Below are 15,623 nucleotides of genomic sequence, written 5' to 3'. Positions count from 1 at the left end.
TTTAAGTAAAGACGTGGTTTGGTAGTAAATCAACTAACAGCGGAACAATCCAGCACTAATATCCTTAATCCTCTGTCAAATTATGTTTGGCTGTATCGGCGCTAATACCAATTTGCCAAGTTCGTGATAAGCGTTCATTGCGTGGAATAGACGGTTAAATCTAGCTAATAGCTAGGAGTGACAAATGATATGGTGATTAGTAGCAAGTTTAAAAGATGATAAGCAATAAAAAAGGCTCGTAGTAACGAGCCTTTTAAAATTTTATCAGCGAAGTAGCTTATACATTGAATAAGAAGTTCATTACATCGCCGTCTTTAACAATGTACTCTTTACCTTCTTGGCGCATTTTACCTGCTTCTTTTGCACCGCTTTCACCTTTGTACTCGATATAATCATCAAAAGCGATAGTTTGTGCTCGGATGAAGCCACGCTCAAAGTCAGTGTGAATTTTACCTGCAGCTTGAGGCGCAGTTGCACCTACTGGAATTGTCCATGCACGTACTTCTTTTACACCAGCGGTGAAGTAAGTTTGTAACTTAAGTAACTCGTAACCACCACGGATCACTAAGTTAAGACCAGGCTCTTCTAAACCTAGGTCAGCCATAAACTCTAACTTGTCTTCTTCTTCAAGCTCAGACAGTTCAGATTCGATAGCCGCACAAACTGGGATCACAACGGCATCTTCTGCAGCAGCGATTTCACGAACTTTGTCTAGGTATGGATTATTTTCAAAACCATCTTCAGCAACGTTTGCAATGTACATAGTCGGTTTAATCGTTAAGAAGTTAAGTGGCTTAATTGCTGCTTTTTCTTCTTTTGTTAACTCTAATGAACGAAGAGTTAAACCTTCATCAAGGTGTGCTTTTACCTTTTCAAGTACTGCATTTTGCTCTTTAGCGTCTTTATCGCCGCCTTTTGCCTTTTTAGCGTTACGAACAAGTGCTTTATCGGCACTATCCATATCGGCTAATACTAACTCAGTATTAATAACATCAATATCATCTGCAGGGTCAATAGTGCCTGCTACGTGTACGATGTTCTCATCTTCAAAGCAACGAACAACATGGCCAATCGCGTCAGTTTCACGAATGTTTGCAAGGAACTGATTACCTAAACCTTCACCTTTAGATGCGCCTTTTACTAGACCTGCAATATCAACGAATTCCATCGTTGTTGGTAAAATACGCTGAGGATTTACAATAGCAGCTAACGCATTTAAGCGTGCATCAGGAACCGGAACCACGCCAGTGTTTGGCTCAATGGTACAGAAAGGGAAGTTAGCGGCTTCAATACCCGCTTTAGTTAGTGCATTAAATAGTGTTGATTTACCAACATTTGGCAAACCAACGATGCCACATTTAAAACCCATAGTAAGATACCTTGTGTAATTTCAAATAAACGATTTAAGGTTTAAATGAATGTAGTCTGTTTTGTGCTTTTAACACACCATCTTTTGCAAGAATTTCCATACAACGAACTGCTTCGTCAACTGCGGCATCCATTTTTTCTTGGTCTTCTTTCGCGGCTTTACCCAGTACCCAGCCCGTAACCATTTCACGGTGACCAGGATGACCAATGCCAATACGAAGGCGCATGAAATCTTTTTGGTTTGCCATTTTCGCTATAATGTCTTTTAAACCATTGTGGCCGCCATGACCGCCACCTTTTTTTAGTTTAGCAATCCCGGGTTCGAGATCCATTTCGTCATGTGCGACGAGGATATTTTCGACAGGAATTTTAAAGAAATTAGCGAGACTACTCACCGCCTTACCGCTTAAGTTCATATAAGTAGTAGGGATCAGTAATTTAAATTCTTGGCCTTGAATGATCACTTTGCCTGTTAGGCCATGATATTTAGGATCGTGTTTGAGTGTGCAGTTATAACGTGCAGCAAGTTCTTCGATGAACCAGGCACCTGCATTATGGCGTGTGTTTGCGTATTCGGGGCCTGGATTAGCCAGGCCCACAAGCATTTGAATAGAATTCAAGGTGTTGACACCTTAAAAATTATTCTGCAGCGTCTTCTGAAGCTTCGTCTTCAGCAGGAGCAGCTTTGTTAGCTTTAACAGTAACAATTGACTGATCGTGGTCTGCGCCTTTAGCTAGCTCAACAGATGTAACACCTGCTGGTAGTTTAAGGTCAGAAAGGTGGATTGAATCACCAGCTACTAAGCCTGCAACGTCAACTTCAACGAACTCAGGAAGTGACTTAGGAAGACACGTGATTTCGATTTCAGTTAATTGGTGAACAACAGTGTTACCTGCTTTAGTTACTTTCTCTTCACCGATGAAGTGTACTGGCACTTTAGTGTGAAGTTTGTGAGAAGCATCTACACGTTGGAAGTCTAAGTGAGTGATCTTAGGCTTGAATGGGTGACGTTGAATATCTTTAAGGATAGCTTCAACTGACTCGCCACCGATGTTTAAAGTAAGGATGTGCGTGTAGAAACCTTCGTCTTCTTGCGCTTTGATCATATCTTTGTGTGCAAGAACGATAGATGCAGCTTCTTTGTCAGCACCGTAAAGGATTGCAGGAACTTTATCTTCACGGCGTAGGCGGCGGCTCGCACCAGTACCTGTTTCTGTACGTAATTCTGCATTGTATGTATAAGTTGACATAATGTCTCCAATAATTAATAGTCTTAGGGCCTTTGCGACCAAGGTCCCCAGCCAAAAGGCGCGCTATCATACCACCCCTTTCGGGGAAAATAAATAACGACTACAAAAAAAGCACCTAGACGGTGCTTTTTGAATATCTTCGCGTTGTTGATTAGTGTTCAAACATCGCTGAGATAGATTCTTCATTGCTGATACGACGAATTGTTTCAGCAAGCATATCTGCAAGCGTAAGCACTTTGATTTTATCAATTGCTTTAAGCTCATCAGATAATGTAATTGAGTCAGTTACAATCACTTCGTCAATTACTGAGTTACGGATGTTTTCAGCGGCATTACCTGAAAGCACAGGGTGAGTTGCATATGCAAATACACGTTTAGCACCATGCTCTTTAAGAGCAGCAGCGGCTTTACATAATGTACCACCGGTATCGATCATGTCATCAACGATGATACAGTCGCGGCCTTCAACGTCACCAATAATGTGCATTACTTGTGAAACGTTTGCTTGTGGGCGGCGCTTGTCGATAATAGCTAGGTCAGTGTCATTTAATAGCTTCGCAATAGCACGAGCACGAACAACACCACCGATATCTGGAGAAACAACAACAACGTCATCGAAGTCGCGTTCTTTCATATCTTCTAATAGCACTGGGCTACCGAATACGTTATCAACTGGTACGTCGAAGAAACCTTGAATTTGTTCAGCGTGTAAATCAACCGTCAATACGCGGTCAACACCAACACTAGAAAGGAAGTCTGCAACAACTTTAGCAGTAATTGGCACACGAGCAGAGCGCACACGGCGGTCTTGACGTGAATAACCAAAGTATGGAATAACTGCTGTGATACGACCAGCAGATGCACGACGAAGGGCATCAACCATAACGATAAGCTCCATTAAGTTATCGTTAGTAGGGTTACAGGTTGATTGAATGATGAAAACGTCAGAACCACGAACATTTTCATTAATTTGAACACTGATCTCACCGTCACTAAAACGGCCAACAACAGCATCGCCTAATTCAATATACAAACGTTTTGCAACTTTTTGAGCTAGCTCAGGTGTTGCGTTACCAGCGAAGAGCTTCATGTCAGGCACGGTAGGGTTCCTCAGGCACTGAATTTTGGGACTAACAGGCTATGGTAGACACCAAAGCAGGTTAACATTTACTTGTACGTTACTTCATAGCAAAGTGAGCATTTAATGCTTTATGAGCAGGTGAAAGTGTAGCACTACTTGCAACAAAACCTGTCCATTTATCTGGTAACTGAGCTAAAACTTGTTGTGCTTGTGCCTGGGTTGAAAACTCAGCAAAGCAACAAGCGCCCGTACCAGTCATCTTTGACGGGGCGTATTTTAACAACCACTGCAGGACTTTTTCAACCTCGGGGCAGAGCTTTTTAACCAAAGGCTCACAATCATTGCCTAAATTTTCCGTTTGCCAGTCTACTTTTAACTTGGGTGTGTCACGTTTTAAATCAGGATGGGTAAAAATTTTCGCGGTGCTGACATGCTCCCCAGGATGTATTACACAAAACCAACTTTGCGGTAATTCTACATTTTCTAGCTGCTCGCCAATACCATGAGCAATTGCTGTGTGGCCATTTATAAACACTGGTACATCGGCTCCAAGCGTCACCCCAAGTTTAGCTAATTCTTCGAGCGATAAATCGCACTCCCACAACTTATTGAGAGCAAGTAGGGTCGTAGCCGCATCGGATGAACCGCCACCAACACCACCGCCCATCGGTAAACGTTTTAATAGCTCGATAGTCGCACCTTGTTGGCAACCACAATGCTGCTGTAATAAACGAGCTGCCTTATATATAAGGTTGTCTGTTAAAGCAATGCCGTTTGTATCGCCAATGACAGTGATATCGGGTTCATGGGTCACTGTAAATGTTAAGTCATCACCAAATTCTAAAAAGGTAAATAAGGTTTCAAGCTCATGGTAGCCATCATCGCGACGACCATTAATATGCAAAAATAGGTTTAGTTTAGCGGGTGCGATTAATGTGATAGGGGGCTTTAAAATGTGTGTCATGATTAATGTAACTGCCAATCATTAAGTTGAATTTTAATACGAATATGTTGATTTTTTAAAGTCAGTTTTTCTGGCAACCAATAACCATCTTGCTTGCGATAATTTGCATAGGTAATCTGCCATTGTTGACCATTCTCTGCTTGCCAAAGCAGTGTTTTTAAACGACCTTGTTCATCGAATGATGCTTGCTCATTCTGTGCAGTACCTTTTAGCCATTTTGCGGCATTATCTAATGGAATTGAAAAGCCTGTTAACCGGTAAAGTAGTCTAGATGCATCCTGATCTGTGTAGGTGTCGCCATCATACTCTAAAACAGCACCTTGAGGGTTTTGCTGTAAAGACAGAATGCGTGTGCCAATAAAGCTAGTTAGAACCATGTCACTGTTGCGTTCATCATGTTGCCAATTTAAATTGGCTGATTGGCGTTGCTCGGTGCTGATAAACGCCATTTTACCTTGTACTTGCCACTGAGTCCGTTGGTCTAGGCGGGTTTTCCAATCAGGGTAAATGTAATCAACCGTTGAAATTTTTTGCGCACAACCGCTGATAAATAAAAAAAATATGAATAAAATCAAATATTGTTTAATCAAATGTCGTTCCTTACTTTCCATATTCCGCTGATTTTTGGTAAAATTAATGCCTTTACAGCTGGGCTTAGCAATATTTGGTACATATGACCATCGTAGCACTTGGTATAAATCACAAAACCGCATCCGTAGAATTACGCGAAAAAGTTGCGTTTTCGCCTGAGCAAATGTCTGAGGCGTTACAACAATTAAGTGGCCATGCGCATTTCAATGAAGCGGTCATTGTTTCGACCTGCAACCGAACTGAAATCTATTGTAGCCTTGCCGAGCGTAATTCCCAAACCTTGTTGCACTGGTTAGCCAGTTTCCATGGTTTGGATGAACAAGAACTGAGCAACAACATCTATTATCACGAAGGTACCGAAGCCATTAATCATTTAATGCGAGTATCTTGTGGTTTAGATTCACTGGTGCTTGGTGAGCCACAAATTTTAGGGCAAATAAAACAAGCCTATCACAATGCAAAGACTCACGATGCAATCGGTGTGACATTCGATCGCTTGTTTCAAAAAACCTTTTCGGTAGCAAAGCAGGTTCGTACTGAAACCGATATCGGTGCCAGCGCTGTTTCGGTTGCCTACGCAGCGGTTAATTTAGCTAAGCACATATATGGCAAGTTAGATAAAACCAATGTACTGCTTATTGGTGCTGGTGAAACAATAGAGTTGGTTGCTAAACATCTGTACCAAAATAATCCGCAAAAAATTACTGTTGCCAACAGAACTATTGAACGTGCTAAGACCCTTGCCAGCGATGTCAACGCAGATGTGATTGCACTTGCCCAGCTACCTGAGCGCCTTCACGATGCGGATATCGTAATTAGTTCAACGGCAAGTACCTTACCTATTATTGGTAAAGGGGTAGTAGAGCAAGCGCTAAAAAAGCGTCGCCATAAACCAATGTTATTTATAGATATTGCAGTTCCACGCGATATCGAGAGTCAAGTAGGCGAATTAGATGCCGCCTATTTGTATTCAGTTGATGACTTACAAGCCATAGTAAGCGAGAATATCGCCGCCCGAGAGCAGGCCGCCGAACAAGCGCAAACCATTATTCGCTCTCGTACCGATGAATTTGCTATGTGGTTGCGTTCACTCGATTCGGTGGATTTGATTCGCCATTATCGCAACGATGTACAAGATATAAAGTCAGAACTTGTCGAAAAAGCCCTCAGTCAGCTGCAAGCAGGCAAAGAGGCAGAAAAAGTTATACTCGAGTTGGCAAATAAACTGACCAACCGCTTGATGCACGCACCTACCCGTGCCATTCAAGATGCTGCTAAAAAAGGTGAAGCAGCCGAGTTAAGCCAATTAAAGAAAATGTTAGGTATTGATCAGGAATAGTCGTTAAATGAAAGAGTCTGTTTATAGAAAATTAGAAACCTTAGTTGAGCGTTATGAGGAAGTGCAAGCGCTGCTAAGCGACCCCTCTGTGATCAGCGACCAAAATCGCTTTCGTGCCTTATCTAAAGAATACTCAGAATTAGAAGAAATCGTAAAAGCGTTTTTAGCCTATCAACAAGCACAAGATGATGTTGCTACGGCTGAAGAGATGCTAAAAGACTCTGATCCTGACATGCGTGAAATGGCGCAAGAAGAATATAAAGAAGCAAAAGCACAAATCACCGAATTAGAAGACGAAATCCAAATTCTGATGTTACCAAAAGACCCGAAAGACAATAATAATGTCTATTTAGAGGTTCGTGCTGGTACTGGTGGTGATGAAGCTGCTATTTTCGCTGGTGATTTATTCCGTATGTACAGCCGCTACGCAGAAACTAAAAAGTGGAAAGTTGAAGTAGTAAGTACTAACGAAGGTGAACATGGCGGTTATAAAGAAGTCATCGCGCACATCTCTGGTGAAGGCGTGTATGGTCAGCTGAAGTTTGAATCGGGTGCTCACCGTGTTCAACGTGTACCAGAGACTGAATCGCAAGGTCGTGTTCATACATCTGCTTGTACCGTGGCAGTGATGGCTGAAATTCCTGAAGCAGAAGCAATTGAGATTAACCCTGCAGATATTAAAGTCGATACGTTCCGTGCATCGGGTGCTGGTGGTCAGCACGTAAATAAAACAGATTCAGCTATTCGTATTACTCACATTCCAACAGGTGTGGTTGTAGAGTGTCAGGATGAACGTTCACAGCATAAAAACCGTGCTAAAGCAATGTCTGTACTTGGTGCTCGTTTACAACAAGCTGAAGATGAAAAGCGTCAAGCGGCTGAGGCGTCAGAACGTCGTAACTTAGTGGGCAGTGGTGACCGCTCTGAGCGTATCCGTACTTACAACTACCCACAAGGTCGTATTACAGATCACCGCATTAACTTAACACTTTATCGCTTAAATGAAGTGGTTGCAGGTGATTTAGGCTGTGTCATTGAGCCACTAATGCAAGAACACCAAGCTGACTTACTTGCTGCGATGGGCGATGAATAATCGTGCCGCAAAGCATAGAACAAGCACTTGTTACTGCGACGGCGTTATTAACGCCTAGCAGTGACAGCGGCAAACTTGACGCGCAAGTATTGTTATTATCCATTCTTGATAAACCCCGCAGTTATTTATTCACTTGGCCAGAAAAACAACTTACCGAACAGCAACAACTTGCTTTTGAACAAGCATGCCAGCGCCGCTTAAACGGCGAGCCAGTTGCTCATATTGTTGGCTTTCGTGAATTCTGGAGCCTTCCTTTAAAGGTCAATCCAACAACCTTGATCCCAAGACCTGATACCGAAACCTTAGTTGAATATGCTTTAGGTTTAGAATTACCAGCAAGTGCTAAGGTGCTTGATTTAGGCACAGGGACAGGGGCTATTGCCCTTGCGCTAGCCAGCGAAATGCCAACTTGGCAGGTTACTGGAGTCGATAGGGTCGCTGATGCAGTCGCACTAGCTGAAGAAAATAAACAACGACTAAACATTCACAATGCTCATTTCGCATTGAGTAATTGGTTTAGTGCAGTAAAAAAAGAAAAGTTTGACCTAATTGTCAGCAATCCGCCGTATATTGAACATGATGATGACCATTTGAGCCGTGGAGATGTGCGCTTTGAACCTTTATCTGCATTAGTCGCAGATGATGACGGTATGGCTGACATCAAACAAATAATTACTATGGCGCGTGACTATTTAGCAACAAATGGCTATCTTTTAATTGAACATGGCTACCAGCAACGGGCAAAAGTTCAAGATTTTTTTGCACAAATGTCGTATAGCCATATACTTACAATTAAAGATCTTGGCGGTAATGACCGTGTAACACTTGCACAATGGCCTAAATAATAACAAAAAGGCTTGTGCGTACATAGCCTTTGAGGATCCCTTATAATGGATGATTTTTTGTTTTCGGATGAAGCACTTGATGAAGTAAATGAAGTGCTCCAAGGTAGTTGGAAAGTCATCGTGGTTGATGATGAGCCAGAAGTACACGCCGTAACAAAGCTTGCGTTGAGTGACTTCGAATTTCAAGACAAGCGTCTTGAATTTATAAGTGCTTATTCTGGGGAAGAGGCAAAGCAAGTTATACAAGAGCATCCTGATGCGGCAATTGTGTTACTTGATGTTGTTATGGAAACGGATGATGCCGGCTTAAAGGTTGCTAAATTTATCCGTGAAACTGCTAAAAACAATCATATCCGAATCATCCTAAGAACAGGTCAACCGGGCCAAGCCCCAGAGCGACAAGTAATAGTCAATTTTGATATCAACGATTATAAGTCGAAAACAGAACTCACAGCACAAAAGCTGTTTACGGTAGTGATGTCGAGTTTACGGTCGTATCGAGACATTTTATCGATTGAGCAGTCACGCTTGGGTCTTGAAAAAATCATTAAAGCATCTCGCGATATTTTTTCTACTCACTCACTTGAGAGCTTCATCGAAGGTGTAATGCAGCAGCTTACTTCTTTGCTCGGCACGGTTGACCAAGCAATGTATTCAACAAGTTTAGTGGCTAGTAACCCGCAGGATAATCAAAAGAAGTTAGTGGTGTTTTCGGGCAGTGGTGAGTTTGAACGCAGTGAAGGTAAGGCGATTGAAGATGTGCTTAATGATGAGCAACTGCAAGCCTGCCAACAAGCTTTAAAAGAAAAAACCATTGTTTATCGAGAAAACTACTTATTTGCCTATTGTTGCAGTGAGTTCAATCATAACTCAATGTTATTTATATCAGGTATTCCAAAACACCTTACCGACACACAGCGCCATCTAATCGAAATTTTTTCGCAAAATGTACAGTTAGCCTACGAAAATGTGCAACTACAATCAGAAATAGAAGCAACACAACAAGAGCTAGTGTTTAGGCTAAGCGAAGCACTCGAACAACGCTCAACAGAAACAGGCAACCACGTAAAACGTGTATCGCATATTTGTTATGAGCTGGCGATAGGTTATGGATTAGACAAACGAGAAGCAGAGTTAATTCGCCTTGCAGCGCCACTTCATGATGTTGGTAAAGTAGGTATCCCAGATTCTATATTAAACAAACCTGGACCACTGACAGATGATGAATGGTCTGTGATGAAGCAGCATGCTGAAAAAGGCCATAGTATTTTGAAAGACTCTAAACGAGAAATTGTTAACGTTGGAGCTACTATTGCTTTATCGCATCACGAGCGTTGGGATGGTGCAGGGTATCCAAAAGGTTTAAAAGGGCAAGATATTCCTATAGCTGGCCGAATTGTTGCACTTGCAGATGTGTATGATGCACTTCGTCATAAGCGCTGCTATAAAGAGCCTTGGTCGCTTGATGATGTTATAAAAGAAATAAACGCACAAAAGGGTAAACAATTTGATCCCAAGTTGATTGATGTGTTTAATGAACGCGTTCAAGAATTAGAAGACGTACTTGTACGTTATCCAGATTAATTAAAACAAGTTTAGGGTCGTATGGATTATTTAGCAGTAAAGCATACTCACATGTTATTTGCCGTGTTGAGTATAGTATTATTTTATGTTCGCTCTTTTTCACGTTTAAAGACGGGCGCTTTAGCAAAAAATAAAGTGGTGTTTATTGGTAGTCATAGTATCGACACTTTATTGCTTGTATCAGCCGTTGCATTAATTGTTATGGCGGGCTTTAACCCTCTAGAGCAATCGTGGTTATTAGAAAAGATCATTCTAGTGATCCTTTACATTGTACTTGGCGTTGTTGCAGCAAAACAAAGCGCACAGGGTATGAAAGTCGCTTTACTTGCGATCACCACAGTCATCTTATTAGCAATTGGCTATTTAGCTTCTGCTAAAACAGCACTTCTTCTGTAAGAATCTCTAAGCGGTATTTTGATGGGCGTGCGCCATCGTACCGCTTTTTTGTATCTCATCGCTCAGTATTGGTAACTTAGGTCAAAAGTAGGTAAACTAGCTGCTCTTTTTTGAAATAGATGTTGCAGTATAAATGACCATTCCTTGGTTTGAAGATCAAAATGAATCCTATCAAGATGAAGCCTTCGATGCATATTCATCTAAAGTGCTTTATCGTTGTATTGATGCTGAACTAAAGTGGGATCCGCAAGTAGATTTATCGGCTTGCTACGAGACACTAAATCAACTTGAAGACACGGTAGCTACTTTTTGTTCTGAAATAAAAGAGCCGCACGAACGTCTTGATAAATTACTCGATACGTTTTATCAACACTGGTTATTTAGTGTTTCTAGTTTAAAAGTCCCTGAATATACATTAAATAGTTTTCGCTATACGATTACTATGCGTAGTGGCACACAAACAACGTTGGCTATTTTACTTTGCCACTTAATACAGCATGCTGAACTTGACGCGAGTGTTACCTTGAGTCAAGGAGAAGTGCATGTACATGTAGGTATAAGTGATGAAGAGGGCTACTTAATTGAGCCTAGTACAGGCCAACAAAGTTGGTATATTACCCCAGAAAACGCGTGCGAAGAAAATGGTGATGAACAAGAGCCGCTGGAGCTAGTATTTGATGAAGAGCTATATAAGCTTTACCTAGCTCAACAAAAATGGTCGTTTATCAGCGAAAGTAAATTTGGTCATGCACTTCATTGTGTAGAGATGCTCATGGAATTATTAGGGGATGACCCTTATGAGCGTCGTGATCGGGGTTATCTACTTAATCAGTTAGATTGCCCAAAAATGGCAAGAGATGATCTTCAGTATTTTGTGAATGAATGCCCAGATGATCCTGCTATTGAAATAATTCAGCACCAAATTGCTGAAATAGAAGACAATAATAATACACACCACTAATTTAAAGGAACATTTATGACTGACGCCCACAGTGCGCTAATTACCAATGACGCAGTCGTACTTGGTTTGCTTGCCGTTATTTTGGGGTTTATTTTTAAAACCTCTCACAGTAATAATGCTGCCTGCCAAAAATTTTATAAGTATGTACCCGCATTACTACTTTGTTATTTTTTACCATCGTTACTCAATACCTTTGGTATTGTTGATGGCCACTCTTCAAATGTTTATTTTGTGGCATCACGTTATTTACTGCCAGCTTGCTTGATATTGCTTACTATTAGCATTGATTTAAAAGCAATTCTTAATCTTGGTCCAAAAGCACTAATTATGTTCTTAACGGGTACTATGGGTATTGTTATTGGCGGACCGCTTGCTATTTTAGTGATGAGTGCAGTTTTCCCAGAGGCCGTTGGCGGTCATGGCCCTGATGCGGTTTGGCGCGGTATGACAACCATTGCTGGTAGTTGGATTGGCGGTGGTGCAAACCAAGCTTCAATGAAAGAAATGTTTGAAGTAGGCGGCGACATCTTCTCTGCAATGGTTACCGTTGATGTGATTGTGGCAAACTTATGGATGGCCGTATTGCTATTAATGGCTGCAAATCATAAAGCGATTGATGCAAAAACGGGCGCAGATACCCGTGCGATTGAAGAGCTTAAAGAGCGTGTAGAGAAATATCACGCAGAGCATGCACGTATGCCAACCTTAAATGATTACATGACGATCATTGCTATTGCCTTTGGTATTACTGGCCTTGCGCACTTTTGTGCCGACTTTTTAGGTCCGTTTTTTGGCGCTAACTTCCCTTGGGCGCAAGAGTATAGTTTAAACAGTAAATTCTTTTGGTTAATCGTTATCTCAACCACAATTGGTATTAGTTTATCGTTTACTAAAGTTCGTCATATTGAAGCTTTTGGCGCTTCAAAAGTAGCATCAAGCTTTTTATATATCCTTGTTGCTTCAATTGGCTTACACATGAATATTACCGCGATTTTTGACTCACCAATGTATTTTGTACTGGGTGTGATTTGGATGATTACCCATGCAAGCTTAATGCTTATTGTCGCGAAACTAATTAAAGCACCACTGTTTTATATGGCAGTGGGCTCTCAAGCAAATGTAGGTGGCGCGGCATCAGCACCCGTTGTTGCATCAGCATTCCATCCGTCACTTGCGCCAGTAGGTGTATTACTTGCTGTTTTGGGCTATGGTGTAGGTACTTACATGGCTTATATTTGTGGATTAATGCTACAAGCTGTTGCACCCTAAGGAATAGAAATGAACAACCAGTTAATTAAAATTAACGAGATTGAATTAGCCAACGACAAACCATTTGTTTTGTTTGGTGGTATGAACGTACTTGAATCGCGTGATTTAGCAATGCGTATTGCTGAACATTACGTAGAAGTAACGTCAAAGCTAAACATTCCATACGTGTTTAAAGCGTCTTTTGATAAAGCTAATCGCTCTTCAATTAACTCTTACCGTGGTCCGGGTATGGAAGAAGGTTTAAAAATCTTTGAAGAAATTAAATCTACTTTTAACGTGCCGCTTATCACCGACGTACATGAGCCACATCAAGCAGCACCAGTTGCTGAAGTTGTTGATGTAATTCAGTTACCTGCATTCCTAGCTCGACAAACTGACTTAGTTGTAGCGATGGCAAAAACAGGTGCCATCATCAACGTGAAAAAACCACAGTTTTTAGCACCGCACGAAATGCGTCATATCATTAAAAAGTTTAATGAAGCTGGCAACAACAATGTTGCACTGTGTGAGCGTGGTACTAGCTTTGGTTATAACAACCTTGTGGTTGATATGCTTGGTATGGATGACATGAAGCCTATGGCGCCAGTAATTTTTGATGCAACGCACGCACTACAGCGCCCTGGAGGCCGAGCTGACTCTGCAGATGGTCGCCGTGCACAAGCTGCAGAACTTGCTCGCAGTGGCATGGCATTAGGTATTGCAGGTTTATTTATTGAAGCGCATCCTAATCCGAATGAAGCAAAATGTGACGGCCCATGTGCTTTAGCACTAAGTAAGCTTGAAGGTTATTTATCGCAAATGAAAGCGGTTGATGACTTAGTTAAGAGCTTTGCACCACTCGATACCAGCGCAAGCGATTTATAATGATATAATTATAAGTATTTAAGTACGAAAAAGGCGACCAAGGTCGCCTTTTTTTATTTGTGTCGCTATAATCGATGCATAAGAAAAACTAATTCAAAGCTTGGTGTTTATGTCTCGTCGTTTACCTCCCTTAAATGCGCTTAAAGCCTTCGAAGCTGCTGCTCGTCATCTGAGCTTTACCAAAGCGGCTGAGGAGTTGTATGTCACGCAAGCTGCGGTGAGTCACCAGATTAAAACCTTAGAAGAGCATCTAGGCTTAAAACTGTTTTTACGTAAAAATCGCTCGTTGCTGTTAACCGAAGAAGGGCAAGGTTACTTTCTGGATATTAAAGAGATTTTTACCCAGCTGATTGATGCCACAGAGAAATTGCTAGCACGAGGTGCGAAAGGTTCTCTGACAGTAAGTTTGACGCCAAGTTTTGCGATTCAATGGTTAGTACCCAGACTTAGTTTATTTAATGAATTACACCCAGAAATCGACGTGCGAATTAAAGCGCAAGATCAGGACGAAAATTCACTTTCTGACGATGTCGATATTGCTATTTACTATGGTCGTGGCCACTGGAGTGGGGTGCAAACTTATAAACTGCACACTGAATACTTAGTGCCGTTATGTAGCCCATTATTGTTAACAGGCCCAAAACCGCTTAATCAACCGAGTGATTTGGCGAATCATACCTTATTGCATGATACGACCCGTAAAAACTGGAAAACGTGGATGAAAACAGCTGGCGTACGAAATGTGCAAGTTAACCAAGGGCCAATTTTTAGTCACTCGTCTATGGTGCTGCAAGCTGCGGTACATGGGCAGGGTGTCGCTATTGGTAATAGCGTATTAGCAAAGCCCGATATTGATGCGGGTCGACTCGTCATTCCATTTAATCACTCATTAGAAAGTAAAAATGCTTACTATTTAGTGATCCGCGAATCACAAACAGAGCTTGGTAAAATTGTTTCCTTCAAAGACTGGATGCTGAGCTTAGTAGAGCAAGAACAAGAGTATTAACATGTTACAGTGGTTTAAAAGTGCAACGGGCAAGGCGCGTGCACAATTTATATTTGCCCACGGAGCAGGGGCAGGTAGCGACTCCGAATTTATGCAAACAATGGCTAAATTGATTAGTCAGCAAAATATTGATGTGGCGTTGTTTGATTTTCAGTATATGCAAATTGCTAAAGAGACAGGTAAGCGCAGACCTCCTGATCGCGCACCTAAGCTGCTTGCATATTTTGCCGAAGTTTTAGCTGACCGTGATCCAGAGTTGCCGCTATTTATTGGCGGCAAATCGATGGGCGGGCGTATGGCTTCTATGCTTTGTACTGAGCAGGGTTTGGCTAATATTGCTGGCGTTGTGGCTTTTGGTTATCCTTTTCACCCACCGGGTAAACCTGAAAAACTTCGCATAGAACATTTTGTTGATATGCCATGCCCATTTTTAGTCCTACAAGGTGAACGCGATACGTTTGGTAATCAACAAGAGCTTGCTGAGCTTAAAATGGTTAACCCGCCAGAAATCAAATGGCTAAGAGATGGTGACCATTCACTAAAACCTCGTAAAAAAAGTGGTATCACAGAACAAGAAAACCTACAGCAGGCTGCGGATTACGCTGTGCAGTTTATGGCTAATTTAATTGGAGAGAAAAAATGATCAAACTGTATTTAATGACAGGCAGTATATTTTGTATGTTCTCTGTAATACTAGGCGCATTTGCTGCCCATGGTTTAAAAAGTCGCGTATCAGAATACGCAATTGGTATTTTTAAAACTGCTGCTGAATATCAAATGGTGCATGGTCTTGCGCTTATAGCGATTGCTATCTTAATCAAGTGGGGAATGAACCTGACTTGGGCTGGTGGTTTTTTTATTGCAGGTACTGTGTTGTTTAGCGGTAGTTTGTATTTACTCGCATTAACGGGCATGAAATGGCTTGGGCCTATCACCCCAATTGGCGGCGTTTGTTTTATTATTGGTTGGGCTATTTTGTTAGTTCAAGCCGCACGATATAAGTTTTAAGGG

At 41.6% G+C, this 15,623-nt stretch carries 17 protein-coding genes; 11 read left to right on the top strand and 6 right to left on the bottom strand.

Translation table 11 applies throughout. The features are described from left to right. Positions 1–277: 277 nt before the first annotated feature. The 6 genes from ychF to lolB all read right to left on the bottom strand — a co-directional run bounded on the left by ychF (position 278) and on the right by lolB (position 5,254). Positions 278–1,369 carry a redox-regulated ATPase YchF gene (gene ychF, locus AAEU31_RS11545; RefSeq protein WP_135924135.1) on the bottom strand — a complete coding sequence of 364 codons (1,092 nt, stop codon included), beginning with the start codon at positions 1,367–1,369 and terminating at the stop codon, positions 278–280. A 34-nt stretch (positions 1,370–1,403) separates the two neighbouring features. Further along, complete coding sequence (gene pth, locus AAEU31_RS11540; RefSeq protein WP_135924136.1) at positions 1,404–1,988, bottom strand: aminoacyl-tRNA hydrolase; 585 nt, start codon at positions 1,986–1,988, stop codon at positions 1,404–1,406. Positions 1,989–2,007: 19 nt separating this feature from the next. After that, complete coding sequence (locus AAEU31_RS11535) at positions 2,008–2,619, bottom strand: 50S ribosomal protein L25/general stress protein Ctc (protein ID WP_135924137.1); 612 nt, start codon at positions 2,617–2,619, stop codon at positions 2,008–2,010. 151 nt (positions 2,620–2,770) lie between these two features. Further along, positions 2,771–3,718 (bottom strand): ribose-phosphate pyrophosphokinase, encoded by a 948-nt coding sequence (locus AAEU31_RS11530; protein ID WP_135924138.1) that lies wholly within the window; start codon positions 3,716–3,718, stop codon positions 2,771–2,773. 79 nt (positions 3,719–3,797) lie between these two features. After that, positions 3,798–4,664, bottom strand: a complete 867-nt coding sequence (gene ispE, locus AAEU31_RS11525; RefSeq protein ID WP_421967274.1) for a 4-(cytidine 5'-diphospho)-2-C-methyl-D-erythritol kinase — start codon at positions 4,662–4,664, stop codon at positions 3,798–3,800. A gap of 2 nt (positions 4,665–4,666) precedes the next feature. Continuing rightward, positions 4,667–5,254: a lipoprotein insertase outer membrane protein LolB gene (lolB, locus tag AAEU31_RS11520; RefSeq protein ID WP_421967273.1), complete on the bottom strand. Its 588-nt coding sequence runs from the start codon at positions 5,252–5,254 to the stop codon at positions 4,667–4,669. Positions 5,255–5,337: 83 nt separating this feature from the next. Here lolB and hemA point away from each other — a divergent pair, with 83 nt between their 5' ends. From hemA to AAEU31_RS11465, 11 genes are all read left to right on the top strand, one after another. Continuing rightward, positions 5,338–6,594, top strand: coding sequence for a glutamyl-tRNA reductase (hemA, locus tag AAEU31_RS11515; protein ID WP_171040414.1), 1,257 nt, complete (start codon positions 5,338–5,340; stop codon positions 6,592–6,594). Positions 6,595–6,601: 7 nt separating this feature from the next. Beyond that, positions 6,602–7,687 (top strand): peptide chain release factor 1, encoded by a 1,086-nt coding sequence (gene prfA / locus AAEU31_RS11510; RefSeq protein WP_135924142.1) that lies wholly within the window; start codon positions 6,602–6,604, stop codon positions 7,685–7,687. 2 nt (positions 7,688–7,689) lie between these two features. Beyond that, positions 7,690–8,532, top strand: a complete 843-nt coding sequence (gene prmC / locus AAEU31_RS11505; RefSeq protein WP_421967272.1) for a peptide chain release factor N(5)-glutamine methyltransferase — start codon at positions 7,690–7,692, stop codon at positions 8,530–8,532. Between the two features lie 45 nt (positions 8,533–8,577). Then, positions 8,578–10,116 carry a DUF3369 domain-containing protein gene (locus AAEU31_RS11500; RefSeq protein WP_135924144.1) on the top strand — a complete coding sequence of 513 codons (1,539 nt, stop codon included), beginning with the start codon at positions 8,578–8,580 and terminating at the stop codon, positions 10,114–10,116. 21 nt (positions 10,117–10,137) lie between these two features. Further along, positions 10,138–10,512: a SirB2 family protein gene (locus AAEU31_RS11495; RefSeq protein WP_135924145.1), complete on the top strand. Its 375-nt coding sequence runs from the start codon at positions 10,138–10,140 to the stop codon at positions 10,510–10,512. Positions 10,513–10,645: 133 nt separating this feature from the next. Then, on the top strand, positions 10,646–11,473 hold the full coding sequence (locus AAEU31_RS11490) for a tetratricopeptide repeat protein (protein WP_135924146.1): 828 nt from the start codon (positions 10,646–10,648) through the stop codon (positions 11,471–11,473). Between the two features lie 15 nt (positions 11,474–11,488). After that, the gene (locus tag AAEU31_RS11485; RefSeq protein WP_421967271.1) at positions 11,489–12,742 is read left to right on the top strand and encodes a DUF819 family protein; all 1,254 of its coding nucleotides are present in this window, start codon (positions 11,489–11,491) and stop codon (positions 12,740–12,742) included. 9 nt (positions 12,743–12,751) lie between these two features. Beyond that, positions 12,752–13,606: a 3-deoxy-8-phosphooctulonate synthase gene (kdsA, locus tag AAEU31_RS11480; RefSeq protein WP_054561809.1), complete on the top strand. Its 855-nt coding sequence runs from the start codon at positions 12,752–12,754 to the stop codon at positions 13,604–13,606. A gap of 109 nt (positions 13,607–13,715) precedes the next feature. After that, complete coding sequence (locus tag AAEU31_RS11475) at positions 13,716–14,612, top strand: transcriptional regulator GcvA (protein ID WP_063706073.1); 897 nt, start codon at positions 13,716–13,718, stop codon at positions 14,610–14,612. A 1-nt stretch (position 14,613) separates the two neighbouring features. After that, positions 14,614–15,255 carry an alpha/beta family hydrolase gene (locus tag AAEU31_RS11470; protein ID WP_421967270.1) on the top strand — a complete coding sequence of 214 codons (642 nt, stop codon included), beginning with the start codon at positions 14,614–14,616 and terminating at the stop codon, positions 15,253–15,255. Then, positions 15,252–15,620 (top strand): DUF423 domain-containing protein, encoded by a 369-nt coding sequence (locus AAEU31_RS11465; RefSeq protein ID WP_168246725.1) that lies wholly within the window; start codon positions 15,252–15,254, stop codon positions 15,618–15,620. Before AAEU31_RS11470 ends, AAEU31_RS11465 begins: the two co-directional genes overlap by 4 nt. Positions 15,621–15,623: the final 3 nt, after the last annotated feature.

This window comes from Pseudoalteromonas thalassia (genome assembly GCF_049257215.1).
Lineage (GTDB): Bacteria > Pseudomonadota > Gammaproteobacteria > Enterobacterales > Alteromonadaceae > Pseudoalteromonas > Pseudoalteromonas lipolytica_C.
Note: the sequence above shows the minus strand (reverse complement) of the source record. Positions and strands in the feature narration are given on the sequence as shown.